General features: G+C 43.4%; 14 protein-coding genes. 6 read left to right on the top strand and 8 right to left on the bottom strand.

Going from position 1 to position 14,628, the window contains the following annotated elements; translation table 11 throughout:
- Window positions 1-412 precede the first annotated feature (412 nt).
- On the top strand, window positions 413-637 hold the full coding sequence (locus tag C9I43_RS07690) for a hypothetical protein (RefSeq protein WP_244153259.1): 225 nt from the start codon (window positions 413-415) through the stop codon (window positions 635-637).
- A gap of 185 nt (window positions 638-822) precedes the next feature.
- On the opposite strand, the gene def is transcribed toward C9I43_RS07690, so the two are convergent.
- Window positions 823-1,314, bottom strand: a complete 492-nt coding sequence (def, locus tag C9I43_RS07695) for a peptide deformylase (RefSeq protein ID WP_107883047.1) — start codon at window positions 1,312-1,314, stop codon at window positions 823-825.
- Window positions 1,315-1,579: 265 nt separating this feature from the next.
- On the opposite strand from def, the gene C9I43_RS07700 reads away from it, so the two are divergent.
- Window positions 1,580-2,008, top strand: coding sequence for an MGMT family protein (locus C9I43_RS07700; protein ID WP_107883049.1), 429 nt, complete (start codon window positions 1,580-1,582; stop codon window positions 2,006-2,008).
- Between the two features lie 202 nt (window positions 2,009-2,210).
- Window positions 2,211-3,005 carry a DUF3108 domain-containing protein gene (locus C9I43_RS07705; RefSeq protein WP_107883051.1) on the top strand — a complete coding sequence of 265 codons (795 nt, stop codon included), beginning with the start codon at window positions 2,211-2,213 and terminating at the stop codon, window positions 3,003-3,005.
- A gap of 187 nt (window positions 3,006-3,192) precedes the next feature.
- On the opposite strand, the gene C9I43_RS07710 is transcribed toward C9I43_RS07705, so the two are convergent.
- Window positions 3,193-3,972: a class II glutamine amidotransferase gene (locus C9I43_RS07710; protein ID WP_076500638.1), complete on the bottom strand. Its 780-nt coding sequence runs from the start codon at window positions 3,970-3,972 to the stop codon at window positions 3,193-3,195.
- A 243-nt stretch (window positions 3,973-4,215) separates the two neighbouring features.
- Here C9I43_RS07710 and fadE point away from each other — a divergent pair, with 243 nt between their 5' ends.
- Window positions 4,216-6,663 carry an acyl-CoA dehydrogenase FadE gene (gene fadE / locus C9I43_RS07715; RefSeq protein ID WP_107883053.1) on the top strand — a complete coding sequence of 816 codons (2,448 nt, stop codon included), beginning with the start codon at window positions 4,216-4,218 and terminating at the stop codon, window positions 6,661-6,663.
- An 89-nt stretch (window positions 6,664-6,752) separates the two neighbouring features.
- Here the strand turns inward: fadE and C9I43_RS07720 are convergent, their stop codons facing one another.
- From C9I43_RS07720 to dnaQ, 3 genes are all read right to left on the bottom strand, one after another.
- Window positions 6,753-8,630, bottom strand: a complete 1,878-nt coding sequence (locus tag C9I43_RS07720) for a cation:proton antiporter (protein WP_107883055.1) — start codon at window positions 8,628-8,630, stop codon at window positions 6,753-6,755.
- A gap of 464 nt (window positions 8,631-9,094) precedes the next feature.
- Window positions 9,095-10,510, bottom strand: coding sequence for a TIGR03503 family protein (locus C9I43_RS07725; RefSeq protein ID WP_107883057.1), 1,416 nt, complete (start codon window positions 10,508-10,510; stop codon window positions 9,095-9,097).
- Window positions 10,511-10,520: 10 nt separating this feature from the next.
- The gene (dnaQ, locus tag C9I43_RS07730) at window positions 10,521-11,249 is read right to left on the bottom strand and encodes a DNA polymerase III subunit epsilon (protein ID WP_076500644.1); all 729 of its coding nucleotides are present in this window, start codon (window positions 11,247-11,249) and stop codon (window positions 10,521-10,523) included.
- Window positions 11,250-11,318: 69 nt separating this feature from the next.
- Here dnaQ and rnhA point away from each other — a divergent pair, with 69 nt between their 5' ends.
- Window positions 11,319-11,789, top strand: coding sequence for a ribonuclease HI (rnhA, locus tag C9I43_RS07735; protein WP_076500646.1), 471 nt, complete (start codon window positions 11,319-11,321; stop codon window positions 11,787-11,789).
- Between the two features lie 179 nt (window positions 11,790-11,968).
- Here the strand turns inward: rnhA and C9I43_RS07740 are convergent, their stop codons facing one another.
- From C9I43_RS07740 to C9I43_RS18890, 3 genes are read right to left on the bottom strand one after another with little or no spacing between them, the layout of a single operon-like run.
- The gene (locus C9I43_RS07740) at window positions 11,969-12,874 is read right to left on the bottom strand and encodes a LysR substrate-binding domain-containing protein (protein ID WP_076500648.1); all 906 of its coding nucleotides are present in this window, start codon (window positions 12,872-12,874) and stop codon (window positions 11,969-11,971) included.
- Window positions 12,875-12,913: 39 nt separating this feature from the next.
- Window positions 12,914-13,669 carry a class I SAM-dependent methyltransferase gene (locus C9I43_RS07745; protein ID WP_076500650.1) on the bottom strand — a complete coding sequence of 252 codons (756 nt, stop codon included), beginning with the start codon at window positions 13,667-13,669 and terminating at the stop codon, window positions 12,914-12,916.
- Complete coding sequence (locus C9I43_RS18890; RefSeq protein ID WP_181317862.1) at window positions 13,650-13,820, bottom strand: hypothetical protein; 171 nt, start codon at window positions 13,818-13,820, stop codon at window positions 13,650-13,652. The genes C9I43_RS07745 and C9I43_RS18890 overlap by 20 nt, the downstream gene beginning before the upstream one ends.
- Before the next feature lie 10 nt (window positions 13,821-13,830).
- On the opposite strand from C9I43_RS18890, the gene gloB reads away from it, so the two are divergent.
- The gene (gene gloB, locus C9I43_RS07750; protein ID WP_076500652.1) at window positions 13,831-14,619 is read left to right on the top strand and encodes a hydroxyacylglutathione hydrolase; all 789 of its coding nucleotides are present in this window, start codon (window positions 13,831-13,833) and stop codon (window positions 14,617-14,619) included.
- The last annotated feature ends 9 nt before the right edge of the window (window positions 14,620-14,628 follow it).

Consider the following 14,628-nt stretch of genomic DNA (forward strand, 5'->3'; position numbering starts at 1 on the left):
GTAGAACGTCCTCTTTTAAACTCAACCTACAGTGAACAGGTTTACCTTTAATCGAGCTATGCTTCTAAAGCAAAAGTGAGCTAAAACATAAGTAGTAAATCAGGTAAAAACATGAATAAAGCTTCATCGTCGGCAGCGTGCTTTGGGATTAAACTGAATTCTGGCTTAAGCACTAAATAACCTGAGCTCTGTGCGTCTTTACAGGTTATTTTTCCCTTTATCTGCGTTAACTTTGCTACTGACTTTGCTACTGATAGCCCACTATTAGGTACGCAAACTTGCTTTGATAACGGAAAAATGACCTCTGTAGAGTTAACTTTGCGAAGTAAGGTAATAAGATTAATTAGTTACCACAGCCACTATCCCGAGTCAGGTTAAATAGATAAAAATAGAAGATGATAAGGAGCACAACTTGGTAGATGCTATTGCAGTAGATAACCCGGCGATACTGATTTGGAGCCTGCTTTTTGGTATCTTTGGCTTAGGTTTTTTCACCTATGGCAAACGCCAAGGCGCATTAATCCCACTCGGAGTGGGCTTAACCCTGATGATATATCCTTATTTTGTCAGCAACTTAGCATTACTCGTCTGTATAGGTATCGCCCTCATCTTGCTGCCGTATTTTTTAAAATTGTAATTGCATTTTAAAAGCGGGCTAAAGCTAAAAAGAATCGACAACACTCCAGACAGATAAACTGATTGGCACAGGGTGCCAATTAAGCAGATTTCAGATACAAAAAAGCCACATCGTAAAATGTGGCGAGTCATGAGGTGTAATACATTCTAATACAAAGCGTTTACGCCCTTTTTGATGCAATAAACTTAGGCGTATTTACGGACTTTTTTAAGTGCTATTTGTTGCTTTAGCATAGATAAATGTTCAATAAACACTTTGCCATGCAAATGATCAATTTCATGTTGTAATACAATGGCTAAAAACTCATCGGTGTCGATTTCAATAGCCTTGCCCGTTCTGTCTAACGCGGTCACTTTGATTTTTTCAAAACGAGTCACCTTGGCGCGATAACCGGGGATAGATAAACAACCTTCTTCACCGATAAACTCACCAGATTTTTCGACGATTTCCGGATTAATTAGCACTTGAGGTTGGTCACGCTCATCAGATAAATCTATGACGATTATCGCATCAGTGCTACCAACTTGTGTTGCGGCTAAACCGATACCATCTTCGGTGTGATACATGGTTTCGATTAAGTCATCGATAAACCCCTGAACAGATTCAATATCTTTTACAGGTTGCGCTTTACGTTTAAGGCGTTCATCGGGGATTGTTAGAATATCGAGTACAGCCATGCCAGTTATCTTCTCTCATCGAGTCAAAAAAATTGGCGCTATTATGGACTATTTGACCATTTACACAATATTTAAGCCAAAAATAGGTTAAATATCTCTTTGGTAATCGAAATTAACGATAAAAACTTAAGCGTTGAGTACCATTAACAGACTGATGAATCCGTTACTTTACCTAATATTTCCTTATTACCGGTAAACTACTGCCACCTCTCTGGAGTAAAATTCAGTGAGTGCCACATATTATTTAACTTGAGGCTGCAATTTAATGGCATCGTTTCCAAAAGACAAATCACCACTGTATGCATATCTTCAGCAAGATGAAAAAGATATGGCGAGTGAACAGGTTAAAACAGTAACTCTGTCACCCATGGCGAAAATATGGCATATCGTGGCGATGATCCCACAGGGTAACGTGAGCAGTTATGGTAAAATCGCCGATTATGCGGGTTTACCAGGGCGAGCACGTTATGTGTCTAAGGCGTTAAAATCGGCTCCAGAGCATTTATCACTTCCGTGGCATAGAGTGCTTAATAGCCAAGGTAAAATTTCCTTTGAAAAAAACTCACATGCTTTTCAGCAACAAATGGAATTGTTAAGAATGGATGGGGTAATAGTGAACTGTGGCAAAATTAGCTTGTCTGAATATGAATGGCGTCCCGATCTGGTGACGTTAGTTATGGCAATGCCATTTTAGCTTAATATTCTGCTTTTAATATTGATTTAGATAACTATTTACAGGAACGTCAGTCTCGGCTATAACCTGCTGTCTGTCGATGCCATTATCGAGCAACCTTAACAGTGTAAGTCAGCATGCTACTGGACACTTTTTTATCAACCACTACTTATGATTGTTGGTAGTGATACAAGGTGAAAACCTGCGAACCAAGGAGCATTCTTTGCGTACCCTTCCCCTATTATTGCTTAGTCTAACTGCGCTCACCCAAAGTATGTCAGCCATGGCAGCACCTACGCCATTAACGCCGCATACCGCCGAATATCAAGTCAACTACGGTGATATCGAATTAGGTAAAGCCAACTACACCCTACCTAATGCCGAAGGAGGCATATTTAAGTATCGCTTTGATAGCAGTCTTAGTTTGTTGTTGTTAACCGACGTACGTCATCTTTTAAGTGAGTTTACGCAAAATGAGACTCAACTAAACCCTTTACGTTATTCACAACAACGCAAGGGTGTTGGGGCTAATTTCACTGAACAAACCGCATTTGCTAAAGATCAGGGTTTAATCCATACCCGTTATAAAGATAAAAAAGGTCAGTTTCCCTATGACGGGGCCATCTTCGACCCGTTAATGGTGCAACTGCAATTTAGGTTAGATATCAGCGCCGGCAAAGAAGAACTTGACTATAAAATGGTCAAAGACAATGAACTGGATGAATATAAATTCCGCGTTGTCGGTAAAGAACGTATGACGATTGAAAGTGGCAGTTATAACACGGTCAAAATTGAAGTCGTGCGTGAAAATAACAAAAAACGACAAACCTTCTTTTGGATGGCGCCAGAGTTAGCGTATCTGCCAGTACGCTTAACTCACTTTGAAAAAGGCAGTAAACAGCTTGATATTAAGCTATTGAAATATCACTTTGATGAAACTGCTAACCAAGAAGTGTTACCGGCCAATATAGTCGAAAAGCCGCAAGTGCCTAAGCTTCTGGGTACGGCGGAAAATTAACCTACAAAGCCATCCCTACTATAATTCATATCATAATCGCGTTTAACTACAGCGATACCGAGTGGAGCTAGACATGGCTTAAGTAGGTATCGCTGATGGTTTATTACACTGCAGCAGTAAGCTTAAATTTAGTTAAGGGAGTGGTTAAATACACTGTAAACCCGCTCAAACGCTTTTATAGGTAACATCACATATCGATTAATACCTCACCTTGTTTAAATAATGTCCAGTTACCAGGCTGCATAATATGCCACTGCTCATTATCCGTTAACGGACGAGTAGCAATCACAGTCACCACATCATGGGCTGTGGTTTCTTTATTAAAATCAATTACCACATCGGTATCAATCAATTTTGCTTTACCAAACGGTGCGCGGCGAGTGATATAGCATAAGTTATTGCTGCAGTAGCTCATCAGGTGTTCGCCATCGCTCAATATCATGTTGAATACACCTAAGGCACGAATGTCATCCGCTAAAGACGCGACAAATTTAAAAACGGCGAGCATATCTTCAGGTTTAGTATTCCCAAAATGTTGGGCGATTTGTTCTAGAATCCAGCAAAAAGCCAATTCACTGTCGGTATCACCTACGGGTTGATAACGAGAAACGGTAAATTTGGCATGATAATCTGTCAGTTGGCCATTATGGGCATAGGTCCAATAGCGTCCCCATAACTCTCGGGTAAACGGGTGAGTATTTTCTAATGACACACAACCGCGATTCGCTTGGCGGATATGGCTTATCACCACCTCACTTTTAATTGGGTAAGATTGGATCAATTTTGCAATATGCGATTCACTACTTGGACTTGCATCTTTAAATGTCCGGCTACCTTTACCCTCATAAAAAGTAATCCCCCAGCCGTCAACGTGCGGACCTGTTACCCCACCACGTTGTGCTAATCCGGTAAAACTAAACACAATGTCTGTTGGCACGTTGGCGCTCATCGCCAGTAATTCACACATATTTCTCGCCTATCATCAAGCAAACATCCACTGGCTGGCATTGTAACTAGTTGATGACATTTGTGGAACGATCAAAGTAGACAAATAATTTAAACAATTGTTTGAAAAATGCTTGTATTAAAATGTACTAAGGTTTAACTTTTATGCGACACAGGTCTGACCACAAACTATAATTGTGATCACAATCAATAAAACACCCTATGACCTGTGGTTGGCACTCGGTCATATTTAAGGAGAATTACAGTGACTACCCTACTTTGGATCATCGCCATGATCTTAGTGCTAGGAACGCTAGCTTACCTTCGGGTATCTTTGCTCACTACCACTATTGCAGCCGCTGTTGTCATGACGGCAGGCTGGGCACTCGATATTGTTGGCCCTATCTCTTGGATCGTATTCCTGGTGATCGCGCTGCCGTTTAATATCAGTGCATTTAGACAAAATGTGATTAGCCGTCCACTGATGAAAGTTTATCGCGGCATCATGCCAGAAATGTCGACAACAGAAAAAGAAGCCATTGAAGCCGGCACCACATGGTGGGAAGCAGACTTATTTGCGGGTAATCCTAACTGGAAAAAACTGCATAATTACCCTGTTGCTCGTTTAAGTGCCGATGAACAAGCCTTCCTCGATGGTCCTGTTGAAGAAGTGTGCCGCATGGTGAATCAACACCAAGTATCACACCAGTTGGCAGACTTACCTGCCGATGTATGGCAATACTTAAAAGATCACGGCTTTTTTGCGATGATCATTAAGAAAAAATTTGGCGGCTTAGAATATTCAGCCTATGCCCAATCTCGCGTATTACAAAAGCTAGCAGGCTTAAGCAGCGAATTAGCCTCAACTGTTGGTGTGCCTAACTCTTTAGGCCCTGGAGAATTGCTGCAACATTACGGCACGCCAGAGCAACAAAACCATTATTTACCGCGTTTAGCCAAAGGGTTAGAAGTACCTTGTTTTGCACTCACAAGCCCAGAAGCGGGTAGCGATGCAGGCTCGATTCCTGACTTTGGTATTGTGTGTAAAGGCCAATGGGAAGGTGAAGAAATTCTCGGGATGAAACTGACCTGGAATAAGCGTTACATCACCTTAGCCCCTGTTGCGACCGTATTAGGCTTAGCCTTTAAACTGCGCGATCCAGATCATCTGCTTGGCGATAAAGAAGAACTTGGCATTACCTGTGCTTTGATCCCAACCGATATGGAAGGTGTTGAAACCGGTCGTCGTCACTTCCCGCTAAACTGTATGTTCCAAAATGGTCCAACTCACGGCAACGAAGTATTTGTACCATTAAGCTTCATCATTGGCGGCCCGAAAATGGCTGGTCAAGGCTGGCGTATGCTGGTGGAATGTTTGTCTGTTGGCCGTGGTATCACCTTGCCATCAAACTCAGCGGGTGGCGTGAAAACTGCGGCACTAGCAACTGGAGCTTATGCGCGTATTCGTCGCCAATTCAAATTGCCTATTGGCAAACTTGAAGGTATTGAAGAGCCAATGGCACGCATCGGCGGCAACGCTTATCTTATGGATGCAGTAACAACGTTGACCACCACGGGGATTGATTTGGGTGAAAAACCCTCTGTAATCTCTGCGATTGTGAAATATCACTTAACAGACAGAATGCAACGATGCGTTATTGATGCCATGGATATTCACGGCGGTAAAGGCGTATGTCTTGGCCCAAATAACTATTTAGGTCGTGGCTACCAAGCCGCTCCTATCGCAATTACCGTTGAAGGTGCAAACATCCTGACCCGTTCTATGATCATCTACGGCCAAGGCGCGATTCGCTGCCATCCGTACGTGCTGGCAGAAATGGAATCTGCGTTTGATACCCAATCTGGTCAAGGTTTAGCTAACTTCGATGCGGCTATCTTTGGTCATATTGGTTTTGCAACCAGCAACTTTGTTCGCAGCTTCTGGCTAGGTCTGACATCAAGCCGTTTCTCTAACGCGCCTTACTCTGATAAAACTAAACGTTATTATCAACAAATGAACCGTTTCAGTGCCAACCTTGCTCTGCTGTCTGACTTAGCCATGGCAACCTTGGGTGGCAATCTTAAACGTAAAGAACGTATCTCTGCCCGTTTAGGTGACTTACTAAGTCAGCTGTATCTGGCCTCTGCTACGCTGAAACGTTATGAGGATGAAGGTCGCCAAACCGACGACTTACCATTAGTGCAATGGGCAGTTGAAGATGCACTGTATAAACTACAGGCTTCTTTAGACGATTTACTGGATAACTTCCCTGCGGGTCTTGGCGGCGTATTACGCGTGGTAATGTTCCCATTCGGTCGACCACTGAAACGTCCAAGTGATGTGTTAGATCATAAAGTGGCCAAGATCATGCAAACACCATGTGAAAGCCGTAACCGTTTAGGTAAAGGTCAGTTCTGGACTAACTCTGAGCATAATGCTGTCGGTATCCAAGAACAAACCCTGCTTGATATCATCGCGTCAGAGCCTTTGCATGACAAAGTCTGTAAAGCCAGTGGTAAACGCTTGCCATTTATGTGGTTAGATAAAGTTGCCGCTGAAGGTAAAGCATTAGGCGTGTTAACTGATGCAGAAGTGCAATTACTGGAAAAAGCTGAGATTGGTCGGATGAAATCAATCAACGTTGATGATTTTGATCCCGCAGAACTGCGCCCAGAAATGGTTTCTAGCACTGCACAGGAACGTGCTGCGTAATCGACTCCATAAGGTGTAAACCCACTAAAAGGAGGCTAATTAGCCTCCTTTTTTATTGCCATAATTCTTACTAAAAAGCGTTCACTAAGTTAGGATTTCGCCGGCATGGCTTCTTCTACTGCTTTATCTTGGACTGCTTGCGCTTCCTCCTCTGCAATAGCTTGCTGTATTTTGGCTTCTTCTAAGGCTTCAATAGGTAATAAACTAATCAGCTCAATACTATTCGGAAATACGGTATCGTTGCCTGAAACAACCATAACTTTACCGTCCTTAGTGAGATAAACCAATGGCATTGCAGTTTCACCGTAACGCTTACAAAAATGCTCGAAACTGAAGTTTTCGGTAATATTGGTCACCTTAAGTACAGCGCCCTTTGCCATCAAACTGGCAATTTTGGCGTAGGATACCGAATCACCAAATAAACATAAACGCTGTTTATAGGACTCAGATAACTGATGTCGAGCACTGCCTGTCTCGCTATTATTGAGTTCAAAGACTTTTTTCTCGCCAAAAAAGTCTTGAAAATAGAAACTGACAAGTGGGTTGAGTTGACGATAAGGTGAGATGATTAGCACTCGGCCAATACCGGTTAAATCCATATATGTTTCAGCATGTTCAGATGCGGGATTACCAAAATACACCGGAATATTATCCATCCGAGCGAGGCGAATGTTATCCCAGTTGTTGTCAGCTAATAGCACTTTGATATCTTTCGACTTTAAGATTTTAGCTAATTCTCGAGAAAATTTAGAAGCGCCAAAAATCAATAAACCTTGGGCGGAATCGGCTTTAACGCCAAGAAAACGTGCCCAGCGTCCTGCGGTTAGACTTTGGATCACCACAGTGCCAATAATAATTAAAAATACTAAAGGCACAATCGCATCGGCGCCCTGCACATTATTAGCCTCCAACTTAATCGCAAATAGAGACGATACTGCTGCAGCAACAATGCCCCGCGGCGCAATCCAACATAAAAACCACTTATCGGCCCGTGACAATGATGTCCCCACACCAGACACCCAAATACTCAGTGGCCGCGCGACTAACATCGTCACCGCCAACACACCCACGCCACCCCAGCCTAAATCGAGCATGGCGGTCGAATCGAGTCGCGCAGCCAGTAAAATAAACAATGCTGAAATAAGTAATACCGTTAGGGTTTCTTTAAATTCAAGGATTTCGGCGATATCAACACCACGCATATTGGCTAACCAAATTCCCATAACCGTGACAGTTAATAATCCAGATTCCTCTTGTAATAGATTCGAGCCAACGAATATGCCTAACATAAGTGTTAGTACCGCGGTATTACGTAAATAGTGCGGTAGCAGATTACGCCTTAATATTTGCCCAGTGAAATAACCAGCAATAGCGCCCAGCCCAAGCCCTAAAGAGAGCATAGAGCCAAGGGCATACAGCACATGAGTAGTCGGATCGCCAGAAACGGTGATGTATTCAAAAACGAGCACTGCTAGTAGCGCACCTATCGGGTCGATAACAATCCCTTCCCAACGTAAAATACTCGCAAGCTGAGATTTAGGCCGCACACTTCTGAGCATAGGGACAATAACCGTCGGCCCAGTAACAACCACCAATGCCCCAAAAAGCAACGCTATTTCCCAACTAAAATCCAGTAAATAAAAGGTCGCTGTCGTGATGCAAGCCCAGGTGATTGCAGTCCCAATCGTCACCAGATGCGTCACCATTCGACCATGATCTTTGATTTCTTTAAAATTAAGGGTCAAAGCGCCCTCAAATAAAATCACCGCAACCCCGAGGGAAATGATCGGAAACAGCAAATTACCAAAAATAGCATCAGGATTAAGGAACCCAAGTCCGGGCCCTAAGGTTAAGCCACACAGTAGTAACGGCAAAATTGCCGGTAAGCGTAATTTCCAGCCTAGCCACTGACAAAAAAGTGATAACACTCCAATCAATGCCAACATGCCAGTGATTTGTTCAACCATAAAAAATCCTAGAGGTGAGAAAAACGATTGGCTCAAAGTATCTTAATAAAATAAATGATACGAGCATGATAATGGTTAAAAAATACCTATTTAGCTTAACAATAGCAGTAAATATCTAAATGCTATGGCATTTAGTAGAACTAAAAGTAAGCCACCATAACCCTGTCGAGCACACTATAACAGAGAGCGGACTGTGATTAATTAGTAAAATTTAATTAATAAAAAGTGATAAATAAAAAGTGATAAATAAAAAGGTCTTACATAACAGTAAGACCTTTTTATTTATGGCGGAGTAGGCAATATTCGGCCGCCTCGCTTTAATGTGACAGCCTAAATATCAAAAAATGACCTATTAACTATACGACATATCCAAATTTGCCCACATCCGAAAACCAATGTATATATATCTGACGGACTTATTTTTTAGTAACATGGTTAATTAACTCAGTTACTCAGTTACTTAGCTAATTATTGTTATCTGTCTCATCAGGCAGCGTGAGATCGATATCATCCAGCGAGGGTGCTGGTGCTTGCTTCACTGGTTTTTGCTGTTGTACACGTAATTCAGCAGCCGCTAAAGCCTGCGCTAGGCTTTGACGTTTGCGCCATACAACTAAACCTAAAACACCCAGTATCAGTAAAATGACATTAATGGTCACAATCCAGAATATAGCGTCTTTTTTCGCAAGTGCTTCCTCATCGGCCGCTTTTTGCGCAGCGATGGCGGCAACAGCAGCCAGCTCCTTCGCAGTAGGTAATGGCGGTGGGGGTGGAGTTAAACTGAAGAACTGTTCAGGTAAATCGAGTATAACTTCACGGCCGGCCACTGTCGTTGTGGCGACAGTTCCCTTAAGTTTATAACGGCCAAACTCAATGAGAGTGGGTAATACTAACTCACTATCCGCTTGTGTTAGACCATCGACAATCAAGGGAACTTGCATGCCAGCAGGACCCGTTAATTCAAATGAAAAATGTGTTTCAGCTAATTGCAGCGCGCTATTATCGACATGCAACATCACTTTCCATTCAGCCATTGATGAGTCTTCAGGCGTAATAACCTCAACATTTATTGGTCGGGGTGATAACCTAAATAGAGATGAAACTTGTCTGTCAAAGACATTGTTGCGCGCCTGAACCACAAAGCGATAATCCCCCCAAGGCTGCCTGATATCAATATTACTGGTAAATATTCCGTCGTCGGGTCTTTCATCATAATCTTCGCCATTGTCTTTATAAGAGCCAACTATGATGTCGCCCGCGGCAAAGTTTTCATCACCCGCTTTATGCCTACTGACAAAATGAGCATTCCATTCAACAAGATAATCTAACCCTGGCAAGCGCATACGCTGAGCATCACCCATTAATTGGGCCACTAGCTTAATTTGCTCACCTTGAAAAAGAGGTTGTGGCAATGGCTGAACTTCAATTTCTAACTTAGACACTTTCTTAATCGTCGAAGTCGGCACCACTTTGCCTATTAGCTGCCAAGGCCCCGGCATGGGTGACTCAATGTAAATAATGTCGCCGGTAATACCAGCGGCCCATTTGACTGTTTTAGGATGACGATCCGAGTACATTTTACTGCCATCAGGCAATACAACGATAACGGGCCCAGAATCGTAATCTCGCTCCACAAATAGCGTCATGTTATCGACCATATGATCAATACGAAAACGGTTTTTGAGCTCAGATGCCGTATCCACCGCAACAATCGGCGCAACAATCGGCGCAACAATCGGCGCAACAATCGGCGCAGCTTTGGGCGGCTGGGCACTTGTTTGAGCTGTATCAGACCCAATGGCAAACACGGCAGTGACGCTAAGCAGCGAGGTTGTGGTAAGCAGGTAAACAGTTAACAGAGTATTACGCGATATCGGCATAGTGATTATTCTATCCTCTCCAGAGGCATTTACCTGATTTTGCGACGAGATCAAGGCGTTGCTCATGCATAGTCAGTTCATCGGCAGATGCCGCAATCACTTTAAGATTAAGTGATTGCGGATCAAAACGTTGGATCCCGCCCCCTTCCTGGCCCGCTTCTTCGTTGGACAAATTAAACTTTGTTTGCCCGCCTGTCATGATCAGATAAACATCAGCGAGGATCTCGGCATCGAGTAAAGCGCCGTGATATTCGCGCCGAGAAGTATCTACGCCATAACGCTTACACAAAGCATCGAGGTTATTTTTTTGCCCAGGGTGCAGGTATTTAGCGATAACTAAGGTATCGAGAATACTACAAATATCGGCAGTTTTCGGCCCGCGTGGCTGTAATAGCGAAAACTCATGATCCATGAAGTTCACATCAAAGCTCGCGTTATGGGCGACAATTTCAGCACCGTCGATAAAATCAATAAATGCTTGAGAAATTTGTTGAAAACGAGGTTCATTAGCCACCCGCTCATCGGTAATACCGTGAACAGCAATGGCTTCAGGGTCAATCGCCTGACCTGGGTTGATATATTGGTGATAATAACGCCCCGTCAAACGACGGTTCACCACTTCTACACAACCAATTTCGATAATCCTATGGCCTAAATAAATGGCGCCGCTGCCTTGGTTCATACCTGTGGTTTCGGTATCTAAAATAACCTGACGGCTCGCGTTAGAGATAATATTCATTTTTTATGCGCTTCTTATGACAATTTTTGGTTATACTCGGCCGAAATTCCCGGCGATGGTAACAATTTAATGACTGAACTAAAACTGATCCACATCTTCACCGACGGCTCTTGCTTAGGCAATCCCGGTCCTGGCGGCTATGGTATTGTAATGAATTATAAGGACCATACAAAGGAGATGTCCGACGGTTTTGCACTCACTACTAATAATCGCATGGAATTATTAGCGCCAATCATAGCGTTAGAAAGCTTAAAAGAGCCTTGCCAGGTTGTGCTCACCAGTGACAGTCAGTATATGCGCCAAGGTATAATGACCTGGATCCATGGCTGGAAGAAAAAAGGCTGGATGACCTCAAACCGTACTCCAGTTAAAAACGTTGACCTATGGAAACGTTTAGATAAAGCGGCCCAAATGCACACAATAGATTGGCAATGGGTGAAAGGCCACGCAGGTCACGCCGAAAACGAACGCTGCGATGTGTTAGCTCGTACTGCCGCAGAATCTAAGCCAACTCAACCGGACTTAGGCTACCAACCTTAACGCCAATGTTATCCAACTCAAACTGACTGCGTTTGATTGTCGCTGCATTAGATGATTGTAACAACGATAGATTGTGTCAGCAAAAATGAGAGTGGCTCAAGTCAGATATATAAGAGTCACGCCCAAGTTAACAACTTGGGCGTATAGGTGATTATGATCAAGATAACATTTCAAAGCGGTTATTCAGTTTCAGCAGTAATATTGAAAAAGTTCTCACAAAACGCCACAAATGCTTGGCCAAGAGAAGTTGCTTGACGGCTTTTATGGGTAATTCGATAAAACTGCCGCTCCAGCACTAATCCCTCGATTGTCACTAATGCCAACTCTTTACGACTGATGTCTTTATCCAATGCAAGTTCAGACAATACTCCAAGCCCGGCACCTTGTTTCACCGCCAATTTAATCGCATCTGGTGTAGTAAAACAGAACTTAGCTTCGGGTCGCATATCCAACTCATTGGCAGCATTCACAAAATACTCTCGAGTACCAGAACCCTCTTCACGCAACACCCAAGATTGTCCTTTAACAGCTGCGGGGGTAACCACTTTGCCTGCCAGCGGGTGCGCTGGATGACAAAACACCAGTAGTCTATCCTTGTGCCACGCTTCAACATGTAAACGGTTATCGGTACAATAACCCTCGATAAAGCCCATTTCAGATCTAAATTGCGCAACCGCTTGGATAACATCTTGAGTATTAGTTATCGCAACATCCACATGGGTTTGGGTGTGTTGCTGGCAAAATGCCACCGCCGCTTTCGCCAACAAATAATTACCAATCGTTGAACTAGCGCTAACACTTAAACGCCCAACGAGATCGCCACCATGGTAGGTAAACGCTTGCTCAATTTGCTCGACTCGATGCAATAAATCCGTTGCCAGCGGTAACAGCAAATTACCCTGTGAGTTTAATTGCAATCGATTACCAATCCGCTCAAATAAACGCGCATTAAGCTGTTTTTCTAGCTCAGCTAAGGCCATAGATGTTGCTGGTGGCGATAGGTTCACTTGCTCTGCGGCCTTTGCGACTTGACCGCTACGCGCCACTGCCTCAAATACTGCCAATTGTCTTAGGGTGATACGCATATAAAAACCTGCACGTTAAAAATAGAAATAGCCTGCCCGTTATTCAGTATGTTCAGATAATGGCTTTGATAAATTATCAGATAAATGCTCTGCACATCCAGCCGTTGGCGCTGTACTCCAATTGGTTTGTCGCATCTTGCGTTTATCACGGATAGGTGTAAGTGGCGATTCCAGTTTACGTGCCACAATCACATATAAACTACCCGCACTGGGTAACCACGAGGCTAAGCTTTGTTGAAAAAATCGCCCTTGGGTAAATTCACCGATTAACGGGTGATAAACCAAACGTTCATCTGCGACAACTTGATAACCTAATAACCCTAACCAATCTCGCACGCGTGATGGCATAAAAAAACGACCATTCCAAGGAAGACAATCCTGGTATTTAGGCCACAATTTACCCAAAAATAGTGGACTTAAAGGATTAAACCCAACAATAAAAAGATAGCCTCCAGCTATGAGCACTCGATCAGTTTCACGTAGGATACGGTAAGGATCGGGTTCAAACTCAAGTAACAAACTCATTACGACAGCATCAATAACCCCATTTTGCAGCGGTAAATGACAGAAATCACCTATGATTGATGCGTCTTGGGATGATAGCGAAAAATGATGCGCTACCGGTGATGCCATGCTCGATAATGCTGCGCTCAAAGGGCCTAACTTTAATAGATGATAACCAAATACTCTTGGCCACCAGTTTTCAAGATGTGCGGCTACCGCTTGTTGCAGCGCTGCGCCATTGGGTAAGTCATCCCACTGCTTTGGCTTGAGATCAAAACTGAAATGCGACACAGAGTTCCTCCGTTAGCTTGGGGCCATTATCCAATACTACAGATGCTAACATACTGCGACTTAAATACTGCCACACCGCTTGGCCGTAAACATCGCCAAGGGTCATACACTCATGGATAATGCCCTTATCTTTAAACTCAAACACAGACATAGGTATTGCTATGCTCACTATAACAGCAGTCAAAGCCTTTAATGACAATTATATCTGGGTGTTACAACAGGCTCAGGCACACGTTTATGTTGTCGACCCAGGTGATGCTAAGGTGGTGATTAACTACCTTAACGCGAATCAGCTCACGTTAGCTGGAATTTTATTGACGCATCACCATAGAGACCACACAGGAGGAGTCGCAGAACTTCAAGCCTATAGTGGCAATCAACTCACGGTTTATGGCCCAAATAATGAAGCCATTGCAGACATGACTCATCCACTTGATGCCAAAACACAGCCTATGCTCACGCTTGACTATCTAAACGCACCACTGCAAGTGCTCGATGTGCCTGGGCATACCGCAGGGCATATCGCCTACGTTATTGAAGATGCCTTATTTTGTGGTGATACCTTATTTAGCGGCGGATGTGGCCGTTTATTTGAAGGCACGCCAGCGCAAATGCTTGCATCGCTCAAACAACTCAGCCAATTACCGGAAAATACACGAGTTTATTGTGCCCATGAATATACCCTATCCAATCTCAAATTCGCTCTCGCGGTCAATCCGAACAATATCGAGTTACAAGCCTACAACGAACAAGCTAAAAAATTACGAAGCCAAGATGAGCCCACGATCCCCTCTACCATTGCATTAGAACGTGCTATTAACCCATTTTTACGCGCAGCCGATCCTGACATTGTAGCCAGCATCAAGCAGCATTTTAACGCAATAAAACCGACAAAATTGGATGAACTGAGCTGTTTTACTTTACTCAGACAGTGGAAAGATATTTTTTGATCACAAAAG

Source organism: Shewanella morhuae (assembly GCF_003028295.1).
Lineage (GTDB): Bacteria > Pseudomonadota > Gammaproteobacteria > Enterobacterales > Shewanellaceae > Shewanella > Shewanella morhuae.